Source organism: Aeromonas sp. R5-4, from assembly GCF_040908215.1.
GTDB classification, from domain to species: Bacteria; Pseudomonadota; Gammaproteobacteria; order Enterobacterales; family Aeromonadaceae; genus Aeromonas; species Aeromonas veronii.
Genome location: NZ_JBFODG010000003.1, coordinates 84,911 through 105,851, shown reverse-complemented (window position 1 = coordinate 105,851; position 20,941 = coordinate 84,911). Strand labels below are relative to the sequence as shown.

The 20,941-nt window shown below is 60.3% G+C and carries 17 protein-coding genes and 1 other RNA gene; 6 read left to right on the top strand and 12 right to left on the bottom strand.

Annotated elements, in window-relative coordinates:
- Positions 1–49 precede the first annotated feature (49 nt).
- The 3 genes from gcvP to gcvT form a co-directional block, all read right to left on the bottom strand.
- The gene (gene gcvP, locus AB5Y83_RS02250) at positions 50–2,926 is read right to left on the bottom strand and encodes an aminomethyl-transferring glycine dehydrogenase (protein ID WP_368174628.1); all 2,877 of its coding nucleotides are present in this window, start codon (positions 2,924–2,926) and stop codon (positions 50–52) included.
- A 290-nt stretch (positions 2,927–3,216) separates the two neighbouring features.
- On the bottom strand, positions 3,217–3,606 hold the full coding sequence (gene gcvH, locus AB5Y83_RS02245; RefSeq protein WP_005333898.1) for a glycine cleavage system protein GcvH: 390 nt from the start codon (positions 3,604–3,606) through the stop codon (positions 3,217–3,219).
- A gap of 84 nt (positions 3,607–3,690) precedes the next feature.
- Complete coding sequence (gcvT, locus tag AB5Y83_RS02240) at positions 3,691–4,788, bottom strand: glycine cleavage system aminomethyltransferase GcvT (RefSeq protein WP_005346577.1); 1,098 nt, start codon at positions 4,786–4,788, stop codon at positions 3,691–3,693.
- On the opposite strand from gcvT, the gene AB5Y83_RS02235 reads away from it, so the two are divergent.
- A complete protein-coding gene (locus AB5Y83_RS02235; RefSeq protein ID WP_368174627.1) occupies positions 4,765–4,992 on the top strand; it encodes a hypothetical protein in 228 nt (75 codons plus the stop codon). The genes gcvT and AB5Y83_RS02235 overlap by 24 nt on opposite strands.
- Before the next feature lie 212 nt (positions 4,993–5,204).
- On the opposite strand, the gene AB5Y83_RS02230 is transcribed toward AB5Y83_RS02235, so the two are convergent.
- From AB5Y83_RS02230 to AB5Y83_RS02220, 3 genes are all read right to left on the bottom strand, one after another.
- Positions 5,205–6,488: an FAD-dependent 2-octaprenylphenol hydroxylase gene (locus AB5Y83_RS02230; RefSeq protein WP_201941614.1), complete on the bottom strand. Its 1,284-nt coding sequence runs from the start codon at positions 6,486–6,488 to the stop codon at positions 5,205–5,207.
- Positions 6,489–6,624: 136 nt separating this feature from the next.
- The gene (gene ubiH / locus AB5Y83_RS02225) at positions 6,625–7,848 is read right to left on the bottom strand and encodes a 2-octaprenyl-6-methoxyphenyl hydroxylase (protein WP_368174626.1); all 1,224 of its coding nucleotides are present in this window, start codon (positions 7,846–7,848) and stop codon (positions 6,625–6,627) included.
- A gap of 177 nt (positions 7,849–8,025) precedes the next feature.
- Complete coding sequence (locus tag AB5Y83_RS02220) at positions 8,026–8,595, bottom strand: UPF0149 family protein (RefSeq protein WP_005346580.1); 570 nt, start codon at positions 8,593–8,595, stop codon at positions 8,026–8,028.
- Between the two features lie 173 nt (positions 8,596–8,768).
- Between AB5Y83_RS02220 and zapA the strand changes: the two genes are divergently transcribed.
- Entirely contained in the window at positions 8,769–9,101 is a 333-nt protein-coding gene (zapA, locus tag AB5Y83_RS02215) for a cell division protein ZapA (protein ID WP_005333910.1), read from the top strand.
- Between the two features lie 16 nt (positions 9,102–9,117).
- Positions 9,118–9,300: non-coding RNA, 6S RNA (gene ssrS / locus AB5Y83_RS02210), on the top strand.
- A 167-nt stretch (positions 9,301–9,467) separates the two neighbouring features.
- On the opposite strand, the gene AB5Y83_RS02205 is transcribed toward ssrS, so the two are convergent.
- Both AB5Y83_RS02205 and fdhD read right to left on the bottom strand, forming a co-directional pair.
- Positions 9,468–11,759: an FdhF/YdeP family oxidoreductase gene (locus tag AB5Y83_RS02205; protein WP_368174625.1), complete on the bottom strand. Its 2,292-nt coding sequence runs from the start codon at positions 11,757–11,759 to the stop codon at positions 9,468–9,470.
- A complete protein-coding gene (fdhD, locus tag AB5Y83_RS02200) occupies positions 11,746–12,543 on the bottom strand; it encodes a formate dehydrogenase accessory sulfurtransferase FdhD (protein WP_368174624.1) in 798 nt (265 codons plus the stop codon). Before fdhD ends, AB5Y83_RS02205 begins: the two co-directional genes overlap by 14 nt.
- Before the next feature lie 161 nt (positions 12,544–12,704).
- Here fdhD and AB5Y83_RS02195 point away from each other — a divergent pair, with 161 nt between their 5' ends.
- Positions 12,705–13,613 carry a LysR family transcriptional regulator gene (locus AB5Y83_RS02195; protein ID WP_368174623.1) on the top strand — a complete coding sequence of 303 codons (909 nt, stop codon included), beginning with the start codon at positions 12,705–12,707 and terminating at the stop codon, positions 13,611–13,613.
- Between the two features lie 84 nt (positions 13,614–13,697).
- Here AB5Y83_RS02195 and emrD read toward each other — a convergent pair whose 3' ends face one another.
- The 3 genes from emrD to AB5Y83_RS02180 form a co-directional block, all read right to left on the bottom strand.
- Complete coding sequence (emrD, locus tag AB5Y83_RS02190; protein ID WP_021230874.1) at positions 13,698–14,894, bottom strand: multidrug efflux MFS transporter EmrD; 1,197 nt, start codon at positions 14,892–14,894, stop codon at positions 13,698–13,700.
- Between the two features lie 261 nt (positions 14,895–15,155).
- Positions 15,156–15,818 (bottom strand): glutathione S-transferase family protein, encoded by a 663-nt coding sequence (locus tag AB5Y83_RS02185; protein ID WP_021230873.1) that lies wholly within the window; start codon positions 15,816–15,818, stop codon positions 15,156–15,158.
- A gap of 168 nt (positions 15,819–15,986) precedes the next feature.
- Entirely contained in the window at positions 15,987–16,442 is a 456-nt protein-coding gene (locus AB5Y83_RS02180; protein WP_064342011.1) for a hypothetical protein, read from the bottom strand.
- A 199-nt stretch (positions 16,443–16,641) separates the two neighbouring features.
- On the opposite strand from AB5Y83_RS02180, the gene suhB reads away from it, so the two are divergent.
- Entirely contained in the window at positions 16,642–17,445 is an 804-nt protein-coding gene (suhB, locus tag AB5Y83_RS02175; RefSeq protein WP_005352992.1) for an inositol-1-monophosphatase, read from the top strand.
- A gap of 417 nt (positions 17,446–17,862) precedes the next feature.
- Here suhB and AB5Y83_RS02170 read toward each other — a convergent pair whose 3' ends face one another.
- Positions 17,863–19,494: a methyl-accepting chemotaxis protein gene (locus AB5Y83_RS02170; RefSeq protein ID WP_156852049.1), complete on the bottom strand. Its 1,632-nt coding sequence runs from the start codon at positions 19,492–19,494 to the stop codon at positions 17,863–17,865.
- Positions 19,495–19,881: 387 nt separating this feature from the next.
- Here AB5Y83_RS02170 and AB5Y83_RS02165 point away from each other — a divergent pair, with 387 nt between their 5' ends.
- Positions 19,882–20,814, top strand: a complete 933-nt coding sequence (locus tag AB5Y83_RS02165) for a ZIP family metal transporter (RefSeq protein WP_219278584.1) — start codon at positions 19,882–19,884, stop codon at positions 20,812–20,814.
- Positions 20,815–20,941 lie beyond the last annotated feature (127 nt).

Genomic DNA, 20,941 nt, shown 5'->3' with positions numbered 1-20,941 from the left:
TGGGTGGCCCTGTTGTTTATACGGCTTAACTGTTGCACCTAAACGCCACTTACTTGGCGTAATCCTCGGTCGGAATGCAGGAGCAGAACAGGTTGCGATCGCCGTAGACGTCGTCGATGCGGTTGACCGAGGGCCACAGTTTGCTGGCACGCACGGCGTCGGACGGGAAGACCGCCTCGGCACGGCTGTAGCCGCGGGACCACTCTGCATCCATCACATCGTCCTGAGTGTGCGGCGCATGGACCAGCGGGTTATCGGCGAGGCTCCACTGCCCCTCCTGCACCTTGGCAATCTCGGCGCGGATGGAGGTCATCGCTTCGACGAAGCGATCCAGCTCGCGCTTGGATTCCGACTCGGTCGGTTCGACCATCAGGGTACCCGCCACCGGGAAGCTCATGGTCGGCGCGTGGAAGCCGTAGTCCATCAGCCGCTTGGCCACGTCCATCTCGCTGATGCCGGAAGCCTCCTTGAGCGGGCGAATATCCAGAATGCACTCGTGGGCCACCCGACCGTTGCGGCCAGAATAGAGCACCGGGAAGGATTCACCCAGCTTCTTGGCCAGATAGTTGGCGTTGAGGATAGCCACCTGAGTGGATCTCTTCAGCCCCTCGTCACCCAGCATGGCGATGTACATCCAGCTGATGGGCAGGATGCTGGCCGAGCCGAACGGTGCCGCCGACACGGCGCCGTTGTCACGGCTCTCCTTGTCGGTCTTGACCACGGCGTGGCCGGCCACGAACGGTGCCAGATGTTTCTTCACGCCGATGGGGCCCATGCCCGGGCCGCCACCACCGTGAGGAATGGCGAAGGTCTTGTGCAGGTTGAGGTGAGAGACGTCCGCCCCGATAAAGCCCGGCGCCGTCAACCCGACTTGCGCGTTCATATTGGCGCCGTCTAGATAGACCTGACCACCGTGCTGATGAACGATGTCGCACACCTCCTTGATGGTCTCCTCATACACCCCGTGGGTGGAGGGGTAGGTCACCATCAGACAGGAGAGTTGATCCCCCGCCTCGGCCGCCTTGGCGCGCAGGTCGTCGAGATCCACGTTGCCGGATTTGTCACAGGCGGTGACGATCACCTTGAGCCCCGCCATCTGGGCAGAGGCCGGGTTGGTGCCGTGGGCAGAAGCCGGAATGAGGCAGATATCGCGATGCCCCTCACCACGGGACTCGTGGTACTTCTTGATGGCGAGCAGACCTGCGTATTCGCCCTGCGCACCTGAGTTGGGCTGCATGCAGACCGCATCGTAACCGGTCACCTTCACCAGCCAGTTTTCGAGGTCGGCCAGCAGCAACTGGTAGCCCTTGGCCTGCGCCAGCGGGGCAAACGGGTGCAACTTGCCGAACTCGGGCCAGGTCACCGGGATCATCTCGGCGGTGGCGTTGAGCTTCATGGTGCAGGAGCCCAAGGAGATCATGGCGTAGTTGAGCGCCAGATCCTTGGCTTCGAGACGGTGGATATAACGCAGCATCTCGGTTTCGGAGTGGTACTTGTTGAACACCTCGTGGGTCAGCACGGCGTCGGTGCGCAGCAGATCCTGCGGGATGGCGTGATGGGCCTGAGCCGCCTTGTCGAGGGCCTCGATGTCGAGGCCATGGCCTTGACCGAGGAAGAGATCGAACAGCTCGACCACATCGCCGCGGGTGGTGGTTTCAGAGAGGGAGACCCCTACCGCACCGTCGAGATCGGCGCGCAGGTTGATGCCGAGCCCTTCGGCCTTGGCAATGAGTGCTGCTTTATCTGCCGTCAGCACGGTCAGGGTATCGAACCAGCTGGCGTGCTTGAGGGCAACACCCTTGGCCTTGAGGCCGAGCGCCAGAATGGTAGTGAGACGGTGCACGCGGGAGGCGATGGTTTTCAGTCCTACTGGGCCGTGATAGACGGCGTAGAAGCTCGCCATGTTGGCCAACAGCACCTGAGCGGTACAGATGTTGGAGTTGGCCTTCTCACGGCGGATATGCTGCTCGCGGGTCTGCATCGCCATACGCAGCGCGGCTTTGCCGCGGGCATCTTTGGAGACACCGATAATGCGGCCCGGCATCGAACGCTTGTAGGCATCGCGGGTGGCGAAGAAGGCGGCGTGGGGGCCACCATAACCCATGGGCACACCAAAGCGCTGGGCGGAGCCTAACACCACGTCGGCGCCCAGCTCGCCTGGGGATTTGAGCAGCAGCAGGGAGAGCAGATCGGCGCTGACGCAGGCCAGCCCTTTCTGGGCCTGTACCGCGGCAATCAGGGCGCGCAGATCTTTCACCTCACCTGTGGTGGTGGGGTACTGGAACAGGGCACCAAACACCTCTTCGCTCACGGCATCGCTCGCGGCGCCAACCGCCACGTCAAAACCAAAGTGAACCGCACGCTCCTTGACCACGTCGATCACCTGCGGGTGCACATCATCAGCCACGAAGAAGAGGTTGGATTTGGACTTGGCCATCCGCTTGGCCAGCGCCATCGCCTCGGCGGCGGCGGTCGCTTCATCCAGCAGGGAGGCACTCGCCAGATCCATGCCGGTCAGATCCAGCGTCAGCTGCTGGAAGTTGAGCAGGGCTTCGAGACGGCCCTGTGCCAGCTCGGGCTGATAGGGGGTGTAGGCGGTATACCAACCCGGGTTTTCCAGCACGTTGCGCAAAATGACGTGGGGCACATGGGTATCGTGATAACCCATGCCGATATAGCTCTTGGCAATCTTGTTCTGAGCGGCATAGCCCCTGAGCTTGGCCAGCGCCTCCACTTCGGTCATGCCGGCACCGATGCCGAGCGGGCCCGGCAGGCGAATGGCGGCGGGCACGGTCTGTTCAATCAAATCGTCCAGGCTTTCGGCCCCGACGGTCGCCAGCAGCTGGCGCAGCTCTTCCTCGCCCGGGCCGATATGGCGGCGGACAAAATCGGTTTTTTGCTCGAGTTCAAACAGTGACTGGGTCATTTCCCTATTTCCTGATAAATAAGTCCTGGCATGACATCCTGATAACCAAGACCTGATGTTCCTGATCGTCGGCTGATACCGACTCCACTCATGTTCTGGGTCCCGCAGACAGGGCGCGGCACCGGATGCTGCGGCAGCATCGAGAGGGGATCGCCTTGTTGCGAACCGGCCTGTTTGCCCCTAGGCTGGCAAACGGCAGGTGCGGACGACTTCACCCTTCCACCGGCCGGTGCTTGCCCGGCTGGCGGTCATACAAAGGGGCCCTGCTGTGTTGGCAGGGCCCGGGGGCATTACTCTTCGTCCACCACGTTCTGGTAGCCTTCGGCATCCAGCAGGTTGGCCAGCTCGCTCTCGTCATCGAGCTTGATGCGGAACAGCCAGCCAGCGCTGTAGGGGTCGGAGTTGACCAGCTCGGGGCTCCCTTCCAGCTCTTCGTTGACGGCAATGATCTCGCCACTCACCGGGCTGTAGATGTCGGAGGCCGCCTTGACCGACTCGGCCACGGCGCAGTCGTCACCGGCACTGACCTGCTTACCCACTTCCGGCAGCTCGACAAACACCATGTCACCCAGCAGCTCCTGGGCGTGTTCGGTGATACCGACCACGGCCTCGCCGTTGGCTTCAACACGGATCCACTCGTGGGAAGTGGCATATTTCAGTTCGCTCGGGATATGGCTCATTTGTGCTTCCTTTGATCTTTGAGTCGCGTTTAAAAACGAATATGAAAAGGGATGGGGGAGGCACTGCCCTCCCCCAAGACGGTATTAAACCAGCTTCTGGCCGTTACGGACGAAAGCAGGCTTGGTGACCTTCACGGTGACCAGCTTCTTGCGGATCTCCACCTCGGCCAGCTCACCGATATCGCGGGGCACCCGCGCCAGGGCAATACTGTAGCCCAGGGTGGGGGAGAAAGAGCCGGAGGTGATCACACCTTCCCGCTTCTCACCGTTTGCCGCGGTGAAGGTAACGGGCATACCGGCACGCAGCACCCCTTTCTCTTCCATCACCAGCCCCACCAGCTTGGGCTGGTTACCCGCCGCTTTCTGCGCTTCCAGCACGTCGCGGCCGATGAAGTTGCGATCGCTCGGCTCCCAGGCGATGGTCCAGGCCATATTGGCAGCGAGTGGAGAGACTGACTCGTCCATATCCTGACCGTAGAGGTTCATCCCTGCTTCGAGGCGCAGGGTATCGCGGGCACCTAGGCCGCACGGGGCGACGCCGTTATCCAGCAGTGCCTGCCACAGCTCGCAGGCTTTCTCTTGCGGCACCACGATTTCATAACCATCTTCGCCGGTGTAACCGGTAGTGGCGATAAAGAGATCGCCTGCCTGCACGCCGAAGAAGGGTTTCATCCCCACCACGGCGGTACGCTGAGCGGCGCTCAGCACAGCAGCAGCCTTGACCTTGGCGTTGGGGCCTTGCACCGCAATCATCGCAAGCTCGGGACGCTCGGTCACTGTGATATCGAAATCGATGGCGTGATGGCGGATCCAGGCCAGATCCTTCTCGCGGGTAGCGGAATTGACCACCAGCCGGTAGAAGGTATCGGTCAGGTAATAGGTGATGAGGTCATCGATCACGCCGCCTTCCGGATTGAGCATGCCGCTGTAGAGGGCCTTGCCGGGGGCAGTGAGTTTGGCCACGTCGTTGGCCAGCAGGTGTTGCAGAAAGGCTTTGACCCGTTCGCCGGTCAAATCGACGATGGTCATGTGGGAGACATCGAACATACCGGCATCGCTGCGCACCGCGTGGTGCTCTTCCAGCTGGGAGCCGTAGTTGATGGGCATTTCCCAACCGTGGAAGTCCACCATCTTGGCGCCGGCTTCCAGGTGTTTGGGATGCAGTACAGTAGTCTGGATCATCGCATTCTTTCCTTAGCAAAAAGCCTTTTCGCTTTGGCGACCACCCTTGCGACCCGCGCCACCGCTCTGACTGCAATACCTACAGCAAAAAGCGAGCGGATCCAAAAGTGTGTGCTCGCTCCTGCCCTTGCCAGGCAAGAGGGATTCCTTGAACGGAGCGGATTATATGACAAGCAGGCGAGCGTGCCGCTCAAAAAAAACTAATCCCCTCCCGTAAAACTGACTCCAGACACTAAGATAAATGCAGTGATAAAAACAGCCATAAGCCGACTCAGGCGAGATTAAATTTTGATTTTTACCGTTTCGTCACAATTTGCAGAAAAACGTTTCGCTCCAGAGCAAAATTAAAGGCTGACACCCAAAACGGGTCATCAGCCTTGTCGGATTACTTTTGTTGTCAAAAACGGCGAGTAATATTAGTTTTTTTCACCCTTGGCCTGCATGGCACTGCCCTTGGTCGCCGCAACGACCCAGTCAGGACGGGCCAATGCGGGCAACTCTCCCTCCAGCCCCATGGCAGCGCGGATCACCCCCTCCTTGAAGGGCGTCAGCAGATTGGCCGCGCGCAATCCCACGCCCCGCACCAGCTTCTTGAGCGGGTTGGCCCCGCTGAACAACCGCTTGAGCCCTTCCATCGCCGCCAGCATGCGAGCCGCCTCGCTCTTGCGCCAGCGCTCGTAACTGCGCAGGTTGGCGAGCAGGCCGATATCCTCGCCCGCGGCATGATTTTGCAAGATCTGCTCCGCCAGCGCGGCAGCATCCAGCAGGCCAAGGTTGACCCCCTGCCCCGCCAGCGGGTGGATGGTGTGGGCAGCATCTCCCACCAGCACCAACCGCTCGCGAGCAAAATCGCGGGCATAGCGGGCGGTAAGAGGAATCGCGCTGCGCGCCCCCTCCACCTTGCACAGACCGAGCCGGGCATCGAAGGCGGTGGTGAGCTGGCGATTGAACTGCTCGTCATCGCAAGCACAGAGCGCCTCGGCGCGGGCAGCGGGCAGCGACCAGACGATGGAGCAGAGGTTCTCTTGCCACAGCGGCAAAAAGGCGAGCGGGCCATCCGGGGTGAAGATCTGACGTGCCACCGCCTCGTGGGGCTCGGCACAGCGCACCGTCGCCACCAATGCGTGGTGACCGTAATCCCAACTGGTGAGCGGAATATCGGCCTGACGGCGCACCCAGGAGTGGGCACCATCGGCAGCTACCACCAGTTTGGTCGAGATGGCCTGACCATCTTCAAGGAGCAGCAGGGCGCCAGCCGGGCCGCTCTGCAGGCTCTTGGCTCTGGCGGGGGTCTGCAACTGGATATTGCTGGCACCCCGTGTCCCGTCAGCAAGAATCGCCTCAAGCAGCGCCAACTGGATCACCCGATTCTCGACGATATGGCCGAGGTTGGCCTGACGCAGGCTGGCGGCATCGAAGTCGATATGGCCGAAACTGTCCTGCTCCCACACCGCCATCTTGTCGTAGGCCTGCAGGCGGCGCGCTTCGATGCCGTCCCAGGCACCAACATGGCGCAGGATCTGTTGGCTAGCCAGGCTCAGGGCGCTGACCCGGTTGTCGGCCACCTCCCCCAGCTGCGGGTCGGGCAATTGCCCCTCCACCACCAGCACCTTGAGGGCGCTATGTTTCAGGGCCGCAGCGAGCCCCAGCCCCACCATGCCGCCACCGACAATCACCACATCCACATTTTGCATCTGCATCATCTCATCCTTTCAGGGCTGACCGGCTGGCCAGCGAGGGGACGCCCGCAGGCATCGCCTCTTTATTCAATACGTTTTGATCAACGAATGGCGGTCACCATCTTCCGGTCGACATGTTCCGCTCAACACGCGCTGGTTAGTTGCCGCACACATCGGCGACAAAGCCCAGGGTGCGCGAGGCGAGCGGTGCCTTGAGGCACGGGAATCGCCCCATCAGGGTGAGCGTCAGATTGCGCCCTGCCACCAGCGGATCGTGACCATTGGAGAAGAGCTGGGCCAGCGAGGAGGTGAGCCAGACGGTCTGCTCCTGATCGCGCTGACGCTGCTGCCAGTAGCCACTCAGCACCTTGAAGCTGCCGATATCCTCCCCCTCTGCCAACGCTTTGGCTACGGCGCCGGTAAGCAGGTCGAGATCCCGCATCCCGAGGTTAAAGCCCTGTCCGGCGATAGGGTGCAGCGCGTGGGCGGCATTGCCCACCAGCACGGTGCGCTGGGCCAGCGGGTAGTCGCAGGCGGTCAGAATGAGCGGATAGACGTTACGCACGCCGCATCGCTCGAAGCGACCAAGCCGCCAGCCAAAGGCCTGCTGCAGACGGGCAAGAAACGCCGCCTCATCGAGGGCCATCAGCTCATCCACCTCATGCTGCCCGACGCTCCATACCAGCGAGGAGAGCCCCTCCTGCATAGGCAACAGGGCAAGCGGCCCCCCTTCGGTAAAGCGCTCGAAGGCGCGTCCTGCAGGATCTTGCGCCGTTTTGACCGTGGCGATGATGGCGTGCTGCTCAAAGTCGTGGCGGGTCACCGGCAACTTGAAGTGCTGACGCACAAAGGAGTTGCCCCCGTCGGCGGCCACCAGCAAGCGGGTCTCAATCTGTTCACCACTCTCGAGGGTGAGGGTCACCTTCTCCTCATCGGGCGCAATCTCGCTCACCCGGGCCGGACAGCAGACCCGGATATTGGGAGAGGCCGCCATCGCCCGTTGCAACTCATGACCGGCAGCTGCAAGCTCGATCACTTGGCCCAGCGCGGGCAGACCGTATTCGGCAGCCGACAGGCGAGCCTGACCGAAGTGGCCCCGATCCGAGACATGAATCTGGGTAATGGGGGCGCAATGGGGGGCAAACAGCGGCCAGAGTCCGCGTCGCAACAGCGCATCACAGGTACCGGCCGAGAGCGCAATGGCGCGGGCGTCGAACCCTGAATGGGTGTGCTGTTCGGGGACGCTTGCCTCCAGCAGCAGGATCTCGAGGGGGGAGCCATCGGATCGAAGCAGGGCTGCCAGCGAGAGGGCCAGCACGGCGCCGCTCATTCCACCGCCGACCAAGGTGACATCGACCTGTCGCACATCAGATTGAGACATAAGCAGAGAGGAAGAAGTGAAAAAGGTGACCTCATGCTATCACAAAGCCGCTGGCCGAATGCGAGGTCACCGGCAAAAAACCGGTTGTGCCTCACAGGGTTAGCCACCACAAGGGAATAAAAAAGAGCGCCATCAGGCGCTCTTGCAGATTCAGTAAGGGTCGCGTTGACCCGCACCTCAATGAAGGGTCGGCGGCGCGCTCGGGGTATCGGGGCGCTTGCCAAACTCTTCGAAGGCCATCATGACACCCAGTTTGACGTGTTCGTAGAGCACCAGGAAAGAGGCTTCGTTCTCGTCATCTTCCTGATCGAACTCGGCGGAGACCTGAGTGATGCTGGCGATATCCTGGATCATCTCCTGCAGCTCTTCCGACGCGCGAGAGAGCTCCTGTTGCACCACGCCGAAACCGGCCAGAAATGCCTGTGACCAGTCCACCAGCGAATCGATGCGCTCGTCGAGGGGAGCATCATCACTTGGCAGCAGCAGCTCGACGCCCTTCTGGGCCATCAAGCTCTCGACCACATTGTGATAAAGATCGGTCATCACCTGGCGCACCGGGGCCGGCAGGCCGAAACCGTCGTTCACCAGATCGTTGAAATGGGGCACCCAACTCTTGTCGTCCAGTGCCACACCGCCGCACACCAGACCGCAGATCACACCATGGGCCTCTACTGCGCTGGCCATCAGCTCATGTTGTTCCATGATGTCGGCCACTGCCGCATATTTAAGGGGGTTCGTTTTGCTCATCGAGGATCCGCTCAAAGTTCAGTCAAATTTGCAGAATTAATGGTCAGGATCCTAGCATTCTCCCTCTCGCAGAGCCAGCAAGGCCTTGAAACTTATGCATCTGCGCTATATAGTCCCGCCCAGTTGTCCACGTGGATAAAGGCGGAAATCAGCTCCGCCGTATTGAGGAAGGCATGAGCACAGAGGCCGTAGAAATCGTCATTTTGGGACGTCCCTACAAGGTATCCTGTCCCTTGGGACAGCAGGATGCCCTGCGCCAGGCCGCCGAGCAGCTGACCGACAAGTTGATCGACCTACGTCAACGCTCCAAAGTCTCCAGCAACGAGCAATTGGCTATCATGGCGGCGCTTAATTTCTGTCATGAGCTCTGCCTTGAAAAAGAGAAGAACCACCAATACTCTGAGACCATGGACAAGCGGATCAAGATGCTGCAGCGCACCATCGAAGCGGCCCTGATCGAGCACGGACAATATGGTGATTCCAGCGAAGAGGGGCAACAGCCCTAATCGCAAACCGTTTTAAAATTCCCTGGGATGTTTGTCAGCCGGTTCAAGTCCCCGAGCCGATATTCATACCAAACAGGGGATCTGCCTTCTGGCTATTGCGCATGCTCGGCACGACCGAGAAGCCTGCGGTCAGATCCGATCCCCGCCTTGAACCGACGGTTCAAGGGCCCAAACCGGCAACGGCATCTCCGGGGTTCCAACTGCAAAAAGCCCGTCACTGATGTGACGGGCTTTTTCTTTTCCTGCCTGTCCACACACCCCCCCCCTGCCCCGCACACCAGAAAAATGCCCCGGATGAACAGTTCATCCGGGGCATCACGGCATTCAAAGTGCAGACGGTGAGCGCAGCCAGCCGCGTTAGTCCGTTTATTTGACCAGCAACAGGTTCTCCGGCTGGCGGGAGGCTGTCACCAGCACCGGGATGGACTTGGAGGTGGGGGTAAACGAGCCGGCGCCGATACTATCGATGGGCACCAGCGGATTGGTTTCCGGATAGTAGGCCGCGATGTTGCCACGCGGGATCTCGTAGATCACCACCACAAAGCCGGTCACGCAGCGCTCGTGCCCATCGTTGCAGATGGCCGCCATGTCGACCCGATCTCCTTCGACAAAGCCAAGCTGGCGAGCATCCGCCTCGTTCATGAACACCACGTTGCGCTGGCCCTTGATGCCGCGATAGCGGTCATCCATGCCGTAGATGGTAGTGTTGTACTGATCGTGAGAGCGCAGGCTCTGCAGCAGCAGTACCGGCTGATCCGCCATCTGTTCGGCATGGCGGGTACACTCCGGCAACACTGATTGCGGCAGGGTGCTGGCACGGAACTCGGCGCTACCGCTGGCGGTATTCCAAGTCAATAGCGCCGCGGAGTTATCGAGATGAAAACCGCACGGCTGCTGGATACGGGCATTGAAATCGGCAAAGCCGGCGATGGTCTGCTCGATAAGATCGCGAATACGAGCATAGTCATCGCGCAGGGCCAGCCAGTCGACCCGCTCGCTGCCCACGGTAGCGTGAGCCATCCGCGCCACTATGTCGGTCTCGGAGAGGCAAAGGGGCGACACCGGCTCGGCCGCACCGGTCGAAGCGTGCACCATGCTGAAGGTGTCCTCCACCGTGATCTTCTGGTTGCCAGTGCGCTGGATGTCGAGCTCGGTGCGACCGAGACAGGGCAGGATCAGCGCCGCCTTGCCCACCTGCAGATGGCTGCGGTTGAGCTTGGTGCTGATCTGCACGTTGAGCTCGGCCTTTTTCATCGCCCCGTAGGTGAAGTCGGTATCGGGCGCAGCTGCCGCCAGGTTACCACCCAGGCAAATAAGCACCTTGCTCTTACCCTCGTCCAGCGCCTTGAGCGCTTCGTACACATTGTGGCCACGGGCCCGCGGCAGGCTCACCTGCAGGTGACGCTCGAGCCGGTCGATAAAGGCGGCGGTCGGCTTTTCGTTGATACCCATGGTGCGGTTGCCCTGCACGTTGCTGTGACCCCGTACCGGGCAGAGCCCCGCCCCCGGCTTGCCAATCTGGCCGCGCATCAGGTGCAGGTTGACGATTTCACGGATGGTATCGACCGAATGCAGATGCTGGGTCACCCCCATGGCCCAGCAGCTGATGATGCGCTGGCTGGCGGCAAAGACCCGGGCGGCCTGCACGATGTCTGCGCGGGTCAGGCCGGATTGCTGCTCGATCGCCGCCCAGTCGGTGGCACGCACCTGCGCCTCATACTCGGCAAAGTGGCGGGTATGGCGAGCGATAAAGTCCCGATCTACCGCCTCTGGCGCCTCTTCCAAAATGTACTTGGCCATGCCGCGGATGGCGGCCATGTCGCCACCCAGTTTCGGCGTCAGGTACTGGTGGCTGATGGTGGTGGCCGCCGGGGTCAGCAGCTCGAGCGGGCTCTGCGGGCTGGCGAAGCGCTCGAGAGCCACCTCTTTCAAGTTGTTGAAGCTGACGATCTTGCAGCCGCCACGCGCCGCCTGACGCAGGGCATTCATCATGCGCGGGTGGTTGGTACCCGGATTCTGGCCATAGACGAACACTGCATCGGCCTGGTCGAAGTCATCCAGCACCACTGTCCCCTTGCCGATGCCGACCGACTGGATCAGCGCTACCCCGCTCGCCTCGTGGCACATGTTGGAGCAGTCGGGGAAGTTGTTGGTGCCAAACAGGCGACCAAACAGCTGATAGAGGTAGGAAGCTTCGTTGCTGGCACGCCCCGAGGTGTAAAACTCCACCTCGTCCGGGCTATTCAGCCCCTTGAGAGTGTCGGCAATCAGGGTGAAGGCATCGTCCCAGCTTACCGGCTCATAGTGATCGGTCGTCGGATTGTAGCGCATCGGCTCGGTCAGCCGCCCCTGATACTCGAGCCAGTAGTCGCTCTGGGTGGCCAGCTGGCGCACCGAATGGGCGGCGAAAAACTCGGCCCCCACCGTCTTGCCGGTGGACTCCCAGGCCACCGCCTTGGCGCCGTTTTCACAAAACTGGAAGGTGCCGTGGTCGTTGTCACCCCAGGCACACCCCGGGCAATCGAAGCCGTCGGTCTGGTTGACCCGCAGCAGGTTCTTGATGTTCTGACGGGTCTTCTGGCTGCGAAGCACCTGTTTCATGGTGGATTGCAGGGACGAAAAACCGCCGGCTTTGGCGGGCTTTTCAATATGACTCATGGCACTCTCCGATGGGATCCGCCGGGCGATAGCTCGAATAGCTGACCGGGGCATCAAACTTGGGAATATGAACGACGTTGAGGTTGTATTTGAGGGCCAGCCTGACCGCCAGCTGGCTGGGCGATGCCAGACAGATAAGATGACGGGCACCGAAACGGGCGGCTTTTTGCACCAGCTCGCTACCGCAACGGCTGGTCACCACCAGGGTGTCGCACGCACTTTGCTGACGCAGCAGCAGGCCGATCAGCTTGTCGAGGGCATTGTGGCGCCCGATATCTTCCCAGCAGTGCAGGATCCGCCCCTCGGCATCCAGCGCCAGCGCCGCATGCAGGGCACCATGCTGCTGCCCCTTGAGCTGCCACTGGGTGATCTGCGCACGCAAACCTGCCAGCAAGGCCCCATCCAGCGGCGACGTCAGCGGCAATACCGGCAGTGCAGGCAGCGCCTGCTCCACCGCCGCCACGCCGCAGATGCCGCAACCGGTCACCCCGGTCAGCCGGCGCTTGTGCTCGGTCAGAGTGGCCAGGGAGCGGTTGGCGATGGTCACATCCAGCACAATACCCTGTTCGGCTGGCGCGATCTCAATGTCGTGGACTTCGTGGTTGTGCCGGATGATCCCCTCACCAAACAGAAAGCCGACAGCAAAGTCGTCGAGATCGTCCGGGGTCGCCATCATCACCGCATGATTGATGCCATTGATGTTGATGGCGACGGCTACCTCTTCCACCAGATGATCCAGTGACGGCAAGTTGGCGGGGGTTGCGACGGGAGAATAGGCAGGCATGCAGGTTGGCCTAAAAATGCAAACTGCATTCAAGTTTAGAGAGGCGACTGACGCAAAACCAATGAAATAAATCTATATCCTGATAGAGTTGTCCTATCAAAGATGTTTTTTCAATTGATTAATTCTTCAATAGCCGGTTCCACTGCCTCCACTACAACCAGATGAACATCAAGCAACTTCACTACTTTCACGAGCTGGCCAAACACCGGCATTTTGCCAGAGCGGCCAAAGCCTGCCACATCACCCAGCCCACCCTCTCGGCCAGCATTACCGCGCTGGAAAAGAGTGTCGGCACCGATCTGGTGGTACGCACCAGCCAGTTTGTCGCCCTGACCGAGGCCGGTGAGCTGGTGCGCCAGTATGCCGAGCGGATGTTGCTGGAACAGGAGGCGCTCAAGCAGGAGCTGGCGCTGTTTCAGGGCGAGCTATCCGGCACCCTGCGTATCGGCATCGTGCCCCAGTCCAATCTCGACATCATGCCGTTTATCGCCCGCTGCAAGCAGCGCTATCCCGACATCGTCATTCGCCTGTCGGTGCTCAGCAACGAAGCCCTGCTATCACAGTTGGAGTTGCATCAGTGCGATATCGGACTGGGATTTGATGAACCGGTTGGCGGCGCTGGCCGGCGCGCCTTTCATGTCTACCCGCAAGGCGTCAACCAGATGGCGGTGCTGATGAACCGTGACGAAGCGGATCAGTACCCGCACAGCGGCGACATTGCGCTTGCTGAACTGCAGCAACAGCCGTTGGTGCTGCCCAGCCGCACCATGCAATTTCGTCAGTATCTGGATCGCGCCGCCGAGCAGGGGGGAACCTCGCTCAACGTGGTACTGGAGACCGACTCGCTGTTCCATCTGGTCAGCGCCGTACGCCACCGGCTGGGCTGGGCCATCGTCAGCGCCGGCCTCGCCCGCTCAGCCAGCAAACTCTCGGACCTCGTTTGCCTGCCACTCGCTCCACTGGAGAATATCGGCCATACCGCCTTTCTGACCCGCCAGCAAAGCATCACCCCCGCCATGCGTGCCTTTCTTGAACTGGTGGCAGAAGGTGAACCGGCAAACGCGCCTTGAAGCAGGCCGAGCGGTAAACCTCATCCGGTTCTGGCAAAGAAAAAGCCCGCCAGAAGGCGGGCTTTCAGAGAGCAAGCGCAGGCATCAAATCGCCATCTGCTCGTGCGGCGAGCCGTGGTGGCGCAGCCAGACAAAACTCAGCGCCACGATCAGCACCATCAGGGTCATGATGGCCCCCAGCGTCACCTGACCGGTCATCGGGAAACCGGCCGCCAGCAGGGTCACCACACCGGCCCCCAGATTCTGCATCCCGCCGAGAATGGCACCCGCGGTGCCGGCCTGACCTGGGAAGGGCTCGATGGCACAGGAAGTGGCGGTCGGGTAGAGAATACCGCTACCAATGAAGTAGACAGCCGCACCACCGACCAGCGAGGCGGCACTCACCACCCCGAACAGTCCCGGTACCAGAATGATGAGAGAACCGAGCGCCAGAAAGGCGATGCCAAGACGCATCAGTTTGCCCTGAGTCAAACGGAAGCTCAGCTTGGCAGAGAGCCAGGCACCGAACAGATAGCCGGGCAACGGCAGCACGAACAGCACGCTCACGGTACGGGCGCCCAGTTTCAGCACATCGCCGAGCAGCACACCGGCCGCCGCTTCAAATACCGCGAGTCCCGCAAAGGTCGCCATCAGGCAGAGCAGATTGCCCTGAAACTTGGGGTTGCCCAGTACATGGCGATAGGCAGCACCGACGCGCAGTGGCTGACGGGCAGCAGCAGGCAGCGTCTCACCAAACCAGGCCATGATCGCCAGAGTGGCTACGGCACCAAAACCGAACAGGAACCAGTAACCGGCGCGCCAGTTGAACAGCTCGGTCAGCCAGCCACCCAGCACCGGGGCCAGCAGCGGGGAGAAGATCACCCCCATGCTCACCAGACTATTGGCGCGGTTGAGCTCGGCGCCATTGTAGCGATCTCGCATCACGGTACGGCTCATGGCGCCACCTGCACCGGTACCCAGCCCCTGAACAAAGCTGCCCACCAGCAGGGCGGCGAAATGGGGGATGACCTGAATGATCAGGGTGCCCACCAGAAACACCATCATGCCGACGATCAGCACCGGACGACGACCGATGCGATCCGACAGCGGCCCGTAGACAAACTGGGAGAGGCCATAGGGGATCAGATAACAGGCCATCACCGCCTGCAGCTGGCCCGAGGCCACATTGAAGTCCCCCGCCATCATGGGAATGGAGGGGACATAGAGGGTCTGGGTCATCTGGCCCACAGCGACCATCAGAATGGTCAGTAAAAACAACGGATAAAAACTGTGCCGATCCATATCAGTCCCAAAAAATCGAAAAAATGCTGCCGCCCTCTGGCACAAAATGGCCCAGAGGAATCTGATCACAGAGGCTGTGATGCAATCAAAAACAGTGTTGGAAACAGTAGGCGGGGAGCCCGCCAGACCACCGCACAGGACGCTTGGTGGTATGGGAGCATCATAGTGATTCAGCTCACATAAAACGAACGAATCTTTATAATCGGCTTGCCTTAGTTTTTCTAATATTACGGGGCAATACGCCCCGTCTGCGGTTCAAAATCAACGTGTTACCATCTGTTGTGCCTGCTTGATCAGCTCATCCGGCAGCTCTTTGCGCGGCGGTATGGTGATCCCCTTCTGGCAGGCAGGCTTCTCGGCCATCCGATCCATCCAGGCTTGCAGATGGGGTAACCCTTCGATGGAGATGCCGCTCCAGTCATAAATTCGCACCCAGGGCCAGGTGGCGATATCGGCGATGCTGTACTCGTCCGCCAGATATTCGTGATGGGCCAGATGGTTGTCGAGCACCTCGAACAGGCGGCGCCCCTCCTTCTGGTAGCGTTCGATGGCGGCGGGGATCTTCTCGGGGAAGTAGCGATAGAAGACATTGGCCTGTCCCATCATGGGCCCTACCCCGCCCATCTGGAACATCAACCACTGAATGGCCTGAGAGCGGCGTTTGGGATCAGCGGGCAGCAACTTGCCTGCTTTCTCCGCCAGATAAATGAGGATGGCGCCCGATTCAAATACGGCGAAATCGTCGTTATCCCGATCGACGATGGCCGGAATGCGGCCATTGGGATTGATGGCAAGAAACTCGGGCTTCTTCTGATCCAGTGCCGACAAATCGAGGGGAATGACCCGATAGGGCAAACCCAGCTCTTCGAGGGCGATCGCCACTTTGAAACCATTGGGGGTCGCGGCAGTGTAAAAGTCGATCATGATTCACTCCTTGTTGGTCATAGCCAGATTGCACGGTTGGAACAGGGTGCAACACCATAGCCGCATCATCTTGCAACAAGTGACCGGCTCCAGACCATTAAAAAGCGGCGCACCGTAGGCCAAACAAGGCCACGGTGCGCCGCTTGTGCGCTCTGGCGATGGTAGATATTAGTTGATCATGGCAACCGGCTTGCGCTGGCGCAGCATGATCAGGCGGGAAAGCAGCGGGAAGTAGGACTCCAGCTTGCGCAACAGCACCCGGCTGCAGGCAGGCTCGGCCAGCTCCGACTCATCCAGCACGATGCCGTTTGAGACAAAATAGAAACGGGGGTCACGCACATCCGGCCCGCAGACCGTCAGCTCCTTGTCTCCCTTGCGGATCAACAGCGGCAAGACCGGCAAACCGATCGTCTCATCCTCTCCCCGGGCAAATCCGGCATCCTGCCAGGGCGCATCGCCGTCGATCAGCAGGATCGCCGCCTCCGTCTTGGCCGGTTGCCACTGGGCCAGGGGGGTCACGGTGATGTGGGCAAAATGATCACCATACTCGGGTGATGACCGCAAGATGGCCAACAGTCCCTCGCTGGCCGCTGACACGTTCTGACTCACTAATGACAAATTCATGGTTCACATCCCTATGCTCATGACAGCCTGTATCCGGCTGCTGGGATAAGACTAGCGCAGATCTGGTCTATATTGGAGCCGTCAAATCTGGCAGTGGTAATCAATTGGTCGTAGGGGGATAACAGTTGCCATCGCACAAAATACTGGTATCATACCGCGTCCTTCTATCCCCCGTTCTTTAACATCCAGTGGTGAACCTATGCATCCGATGCTGAATATCGCCGTGCGCGCTGCGCGCAACGCCGGTCAAGTTGTAGTAAAAGCCTTCTCCCAGCCCGAGAACATTGAGGCTATCCAAAAAGGCAGCAATGACTTCGTGACCAACGTTGACCGTGAAGCCGAAGCGGCCATCATTCACACCATCAAAAAATCTTACCCGGAGCACAGCATTGTTGCTGAAGAGTCTGGTGAGATTGCCGGTACCAATCCGGACTACCAATGGATCATTGACCCACTGGATGGCACGACCAACCTTGTCAAAGGCATTCCGCACTTTGCCGTCTCCATCGCCCTGCGCGTGAAAGGCAAAACCGAACAAGCCGTTGTTTACGATCCCATCCGTGACGAGCTGTTTACTGCTACCCGTGGTAGCGGCGCCCAGCTGAACGGCTACCGTATCCGTGTCGGCAAAGCCAAAGAGCTGGCTGGCACCGTACTGGCTACCGGTTTCCCCTACAAACAAAAGCACCACATCGAGTCCTACCTGAAGATGTTCCAGAGCATGTTCATCGAATGTGCCGATATCCGTCGCTCCGGCTCTGCCGCACTGGATCTGGCCTATGTGGCTGCCGGTCGCGTAGACGGTTTCTGGGAAATCGGCCTGAAACCCTGGGACACCGCTGCCGGTGAACTGCTGGCCAAAGAAGCTGGTGCCATCGTCACCGACTTCGTAGGTGGTCACAACTACGAAAACTCCGGCAACATCGTGGTTGCCAACCCGCGCGTCCTGAAAGAGATGCTGGGCAAGATCCGTGAAGAGCTGCCGGAGTCTCTGGCCAAATAAGCCAGCTCCCCATCCCCAGCATTCACCAAGATAAAAAAACCGGCGCAAGCCGGTTTTTTTATTGCTGCGATATACCCTGTCAGGGCATTCCAACCAACTGCTTATGCTCTTCTTCCCCGTAGCGCACACCCCAACCGCTCGCCCCGTTCCCCATCCCCAAAACCGTTCGTCGCCCTTCTCTCGTTAGCAAATACGCATTAACCAACCTTCTTGAATATCACCGCGCACAGGCCGGGATAATCATCTGCCCCCTGTTTGTTGCCCTGACCTTCATCCCCTTGCGAAGAACCCCGACCATCTGGCCTCGTCCCCATCGCCAGATAAAAAAACATCCGGCACATGGCCGGGTGTCGTGAGGGCATGCAAAACGCCCCGACTTTTTATGAATGAAGAGGCCGGCGTACGCCAGCCCCTTTATCAGGCGAGGCGGAAGCGACCGATGGTCTGCTTCAGACCCACCGCCAGCTGGCTCAGCTCCAGACAGGCGCGGGCAGTATGATCGGCGCCCAGAGCCACCTCGTTGGCGGACTCGTTGATCCGCTCGACGTTGCGGCCCAGCTCGTCGGAGACCGCATCCTGCTCGCCGCAGGCGCTGGCAATCTGGATCGCCATATCGGCAATCTGGGCGACCGCCTCTTCAATCTGCTGGATGCCGTTGCTGGTCTGCTCGCTCTGATCCACACACTGGCGGATCATCTCGCAGCTCTGGCCAGTCACCTCTTTGGCCTGATTGGCGCGTGCCTGCAGGGTTTCGATGATGGCCACGATCTCGCCGGTCGAGGCCTGGGTACGACCCGCCAGGGTGCGCACCTCGTCGGCCACCACCGCAAAGCCACGGCCTTGCTCGCCGGCACGGGCAGCTTCGATGGCCGCATTGAGGGCCAGCAGATTGGTCTGCTCGGCGATGCCGCGGATCACATCCACCACCACGTTGATCTGGGCAGATTCGCGCTCCAGCTCGGTCACCAGCGTACCGGCCTGCTCGATCTCTTCGGCAACCCGGGTGATGGCCACCAGCGAACGCTGCACATCCTGATTGCCGTTGCGGGCCAGCGCATTGGCTGAGCTGGCGGAGCTGGAGGCGGTTTCGGTATTGCCAGCCACATCGGCCACGGTGGCCTTCATCTGGGTCATGGCGGTCGCCACCAGAGAGATCTCCTGCTGCTGGCTCTGAATACCCTTGGCGGACTGCTCGGAGACGGCGCTCACCTCATCGATGGCAGTGCCAAGCTGGGTGACCGCAGCCACCACCTCTTCGATCAGACCGCGCAGGTTGTCCTGCATCTTGAGAGAGGCTTTGGCCAGCATGCCCAGCTCGTCGCGGCCGATATGCTGACGCTCCAGCTGATGGGTCAGATCGCCGGCAGCAATGGCATTGGCCTGCGCCACCACGGCTTGCAGCGGCAGGCAGATCTGGCGGGTCAGGAACCAAGTCATCACCACCATGAACACCAGCAGGGCACCGATGCTCACCATGGCGAAGGTGGTCACCATGCTGACGCTGCCAAGCAGGCTGCCACGGTTCTCTTTGACGAAACCGAGGTTCACCTGGATCAACGAGTTGACCGCCTGCTCCAGCGCCCCGAAGAGCGGGTTGGAGGCAAACAGCTGGGTTTTGGCCTGATCATGCTGGCCCTGCACCAGCAGCATATCAAACTCGTTTACCGAACGTTGATAAGTGAGCCACTGTTGTTTGGCTTGGTTAAACACCTGGCGCTCGTTGTCGGCACCCACAGTCGCCTCGTAGGCACGAAATGCCTCGTCAACCTTGCGAATATTCTCCTGAATGCGGCCACGACGGGCCTGCAAGTCGGCGGCATCATCCACCATCAGCAGGGCAAATTGGGCCCGACGTACATAAGAGACGTCGTAGAGCAGGGTTTCGACCGAGAGCACGCTCGGCAAAGTGGAGTCGGTAAAATTCAGCACCCGATCGCGCACGCCGCGCAATTCACTGGAGAGAAAAACACCGAAGACAACGTTGACTGCGGCAATGACCGCAAAAACCACGGCAATCTTTTTGCCGATGGAGAGATTCTTGTAAAACATGATTGGCTGTTGATCCTCAACTGCTGACAAGCAGGTAAACAGTAGCGATCACATCCGTATGAGCTGATCCCGGCCATTCCTGACGGGAGATGGAAGGTTGCGAAAGCGGGGGAAGGACGATTTCGCGAGGCGCGCACTCTATCACAATATCGCCTAATCCTTCACCAGTTTTCACCAAATGAATGCAAGCTGATTTCCTTCACAACCCGACATTCATCACAAAATATTTATAGCGACCAAATCATTTCAAATAGTTAACCGATAAATGCAATCGAGGCAGTGGCATGGACAAGGGGCCGTCAACTCGTTGTAATGACCAACATAATCCGATGGCGGAGCGCCATCCCCCTTCGTTGTAACCATTTGCTGTAACAAGAGGCCCTGTTTATGGATAACAGCTCGTATCTGCCCGCTTCAACCTGGTCTGCCCAGCTGCGTGAACAACTGCAGGCGCGGCCACTTACCGCCCTCGGTCTCTTTATCGCGCTGGCTGCCGTCTTGTTGCTGCTGTTGCAGAGTCTCATCATGCTCGCTACCGGCGAGGTGACCAGCGGCGTGCGCTACGGCCTCATCGGTGGTGCCGCCGGGTTTGCCGCCACCGCCATCGGCGCCCTGCCCGCCCTGTTTCTGCGCTCGGTACCGCAAAAGGTTGAGGACACCATGCTGGGCTTTGCCGCCGGTATGATGCTGGCGGCCAGTGCCTTCTCCCTGCTGCTGCCGGGGCTGGAGGCCGCCGAGGGGATTACCGGCAACGGCTTTAGCGCCGCCGCCGTAGTGGTGGTCGGCATGACCCTCGGGGTGCTGTTAATGCTGGGACTCGATCAGTTCACACCCCACGAGCACGACAAAACCGGCCCCTGCGGTCCCGGCCATGAGCAGTGCTCCCGGGTCTGGCTGTTCGTCTTTGCCATCGCCCTGCACAACCTGCCGGAGGGGATGGCCATCGGGGTCAGCTTCTCGCAGGGGGATATGTCGGTGGGGCTACCGCTCACCACCGCCATCGCGCTGCAGGATATTCCGGAAGGACTGGCGGTGGCGCTGGCCATGTGCGCCGCCGGTTTTCGCCCCTCGGTGGCGGTGCTGGTTGCCATCGCCAGCGGCCTGCTCGAACCGGTTGGCGCCCTGCTCGGAGTGGGGCTCTCCAGCGGCCTTGCCATCGCCTACCCCATCGGACTGGGGCTCGCCGCCGGCGCCATGCTGTTTGTGGTCTCGCACGAGGTGATCCCGGAGACTCACCGCAACGGTCACCAGACCTATGCCACCCTCGGCCTGATGGCGGGCTTTGCCCTGATGATGACCCTCGACACCGCGCTCGGCTAAAGGCACTCGCCCTTCTCTCATCAATGCTTTTTGTCACCTGCGGCGCTCCCATATGGAGCGCCGCGCTTCATCTCTCCTTTCGCTTGTACCTCTCGGCGCCGACGCCATCTTTTGTTATGATCTACAG

Bases quoted from the DNA above. Each gene is read 5' to 3' on its own strand.
- zapA (WP_005333910.1), top strand. From the start codon at position 8,769: ATGAGCACAGAGGCCGTAGAAATCGTCATTTTGGGACGTCCCTACAAG.
- gcvP (WP_368174628.1), bottom strand. From the start codon at position 2,926: ATGACCCAGTCACTGTTTGAACTCGAGCAAAAAACCGATTTTGTCCGC.
- AB5Y83_RS02185 (WP_021230873.1), bottom strand. From the start codon at position 15,818: ATGATCGACTTTTACACTGCCGCGACCCCCAATGGTTTCAAAGTGGCG.
- AB5Y83_RS02205 (WP_368174625.1), bottom strand. From the start codon at position 11,759: ATGAGTCATATTGAAAAGCCCGCCAAAGCCGGCGGTTTTTCGTCCCTG.
- gcvH (WP_005333898.1), bottom strand. From the start codon at position 3,606: ATGAGCCATATCCCGAGCGAACTGAAATATGCCACTTCCCACGAGTGG.
- AB5Y83_RS02170 (WP_156852049.1), bottom strand. From the start codon at position 19,494: ATGTTTTACAAGAATCTCTCCATCGGCAAAAAGATTGCCGTGGTTTTT.
- AB5Y83_RS02165 (WP_219278584.1), top strand. From the start codon at position 19,882: ATGGATAACAGCTCGTATCTGCCCGCTTCAACCTGGTCTGCCCAGCTG.
- AB5Y83_RS02220 (WP_005346580.1), bottom strand. From the start codon at position 8,595: ATGAGCAAAACGAACCCCCTTAAATATGCGGCAGTGGCCGACATCATG.
- AB5Y83_RS02195 (WP_368174623.1), top strand. From the start codon at position 12,705: ATGAACATCAAGCAACTTCACTACTTTCACGAGCTGGCCAAACACCGG.
- AB5Y83_RS02230 (WP_201941614.1), bottom strand. From the start codon at position 6,488: ATGCAGATGCAAAATGTGGATGTGGTGATTGTCGGTGGCGGCATGGTG.
- ubiH (WP_368174626.1), bottom strand. From the start codon at position 7,848: ATGTCTCAATCTGATGTGCGACAGGTCGATGTCACCTTGGTCGGCGGT.
- emrD (WP_021230874.1), bottom strand. From the start codon at position 14,894: ATGGATCGGCACAGTTTTTATCCGTTGTTTTTACTGACCATTCTGATG.
- AB5Y83_RS02235 (WP_368174627.1), top strand. From the start codon at position 4,765: ATGCAGTACAGTAGTCTGGATCATCGCATTCTTTCCTTAGCAAAAAGC.
- gcvT (WP_005346577.1), bottom strand. From the start codon at position 4,788: ATGATCCAGACTACTGTACTGCATCCCAAACACCTGGAAGCCGGCGCC.
- suhB (WP_005352992.1), top strand. From the start codon at position 16,642: ATGCATCCGATGCTGAATATCGCCGTGCGCGCTGCGCGCAACGCCGGT.
- fdhD (WP_368174624.1), bottom strand. From the start codon at position 12,543: ATGCCTGCCTATTCTCCCGTCGCAACCCCCGCCAACTTGCCGTCACTG.
- AB5Y83_RS02180 (WP_064342011.1), bottom strand. From the start codon at position 16,442: ATGAATTTGTCATTAGTGAGTCAGAACGTGTCAGCGGCCAGCGAGGGA.